We start from the raw sequence: 1,866 nt of genomic DNA, 5'->3' as shown, positions 1-1,866 counted from the left end.
GTACACGCTGAACAAAATGCGCTGCTGTACCACCAGGCATAATCTCGTAGTGAAGGCGAACACCATCTTTTCGGCATGAACCTGCCGTCAAGCGCCAACCCGCCAATAACACCGGGATCGTCCGACTGGTCATGACACAACGTGCCAAAAACGCGGGTAACAACGGCTTATCGGCCCAAGGATGCGGTAAGTCAACCGGTTTTGGCGTTTCTTCAAACAATCGTGACGCCCTGACTTGAACGGTTTCAGTCATCGGTAATCTCTCATTCGGAGATTTTCCTGACTGCAATAACACCCATACGACAATCAACAAAGAGATGAATACGGCCATCAACAATAATGGTGAGCGCCACCGCCGTTGCAGGCGACACATCCGATACTGATGAGCAGACAAAGCAGAAGTTATTGAACGCCAATGCGCCGGATTATCAGGGTCAGATACCACCCGCCAGCTTTTATCTGGAGCCGGGTTAAACGTTAAAAAACGGGACAGTGCTGCGTTGATACTCTCTCGTGTTCCGACAATATCGGCCATCACGGACGGCAAACCATTCTGCGTTGCCAAAAATAACCATTGCCCTTCGCCCAAATCATAGATCCCGTACCCATTTGGGCCGGAATGCGATAAAAAGGCGATAGCTAAAGAACACGGTGTGTGACGGCAATACAATTTCCTGATCATTCCCGTTCCCATCATACGTGTAGTCTGCTGACGTCTCCCCGAACGATTGCCCACGACCCGATGTACATCGGTATATTGAGGACAAACACGTTGCCTTCTGCGGGGTCCCCGTTTTACTTTCACGTACGGTGACCAACGCAGGCCACCGATCCAACAATGGCGATCGGCCTGTACAACCGTGACTTCAGGTATCTCACCGGGTATTTCTAAATCGATGCTGTTCATTGATTCATGCAGCCTTTCATTCCTCAATCCAGTAATACGGGGGTGATCAAAATAACCAACGTGCTGCGCTGATTCTTTCCAGACTGTCCTCCCCCAAGCAGGAAATTACCCGGTGTAAAGGTTCCCGCCTTAGTCACCCGAGTATCAGCCTGTTCAAATCCGGTGAGTACCAGAGCCTGTCCAGCCCGTAGATTCACTTTCTGGCTCAGTGAACGTAGCCGGGTATACGGCATTTCGATATAAGAATTGCCTTCTTTAGATGTGAATGAACGGATAGTCGGCGGATCAGACAGGTTAAAAGCCACTTGTAACTGAACATCACCATTACGCTGTATCAACGGCAATAAGGTCATATTAAACCCGGTAGTAATCATCCCGGGCGTCAGAGCTGTGGTGGCTCCCACATCCGTAGCCGTTGTTGTACTGCTTTGAGCCACATACACCGTTTGATCAGCCATCTGTATCGGAATCGGGGTCAAATTAGTGGTCGCACTTCCTTGAGAGGTCACCACACTGACATTACCTTGCTCGCTCAACGCCTTTATCAGCAGGCTGGAACCGGAGAGTTTTGCCGCCTTCCCTGTTGCACTTTCCAAAATACTGACACCCGCAGAGGTTGCCCCACTGCCCATACCGCTAAAACTGCCAGACAGCGTAGCCCCCAGACTATTCAATGAGTTATAAACCAATCCCCAGTCCAGCCCCATTTGCTCTTTACGGGTAGTGCTGACACTCAGCACCTGAACATTCAACAAAACCTGACGGTTGAGAACAGTATTTTGTTCTTCCACATAACGGGATACCGAATCCAGTACCGCCGGCGTGTCTGTTACCATCAGCGTTCCACTGGAGCTTGACAACCAGAACCGGCCACGCTCGGGCGTCAACATATTCTCGACTGTCTTACGGATGTCTTCGTATAAATCACTGTTCAGATCAACCGTCGTTTTCTGTGAAGA

At 50.1% G+C, this 1,866-nt stretch carries 2 protein-coding genes; both read right to left on the bottom strand.

What is annotated here, in order from left to right; translation table 11 throughout:
* The coding region (gene pilO2 / locus SLS51_RS22890) for a type 4b pilus protein PilO2 (RefSeq protein ID WP_323840791.1) at positions 1–907 on the bottom strand (907 nt) is incomplete at its 3' end.
* A 23-nt stretch (positions 908–930) separates the two neighbouring features.
* On the bottom strand, positions 931–1,866 hold a 936-nt coding region (gene pilN / locus SLS51_RS22885), incomplete at its 5' end, for a PilN family type IVB pilus formation outer membrane protein (RefSeq protein WP_323840790.1).

The organism is Photorhabdus africana (assembly GCF_035181445.1).
In the GTDB taxonomy this organism is placed as follows: domain Bacteria; phylum Pseudomonadota; class Gammaproteobacteria; order Enterobacterales; family Enterobacteriaceae; genus Photorhabdus; species Photorhabdus laumondii.
This window is presented reverse-complemented; position numbering and strand designations above follow the sequence as displayed.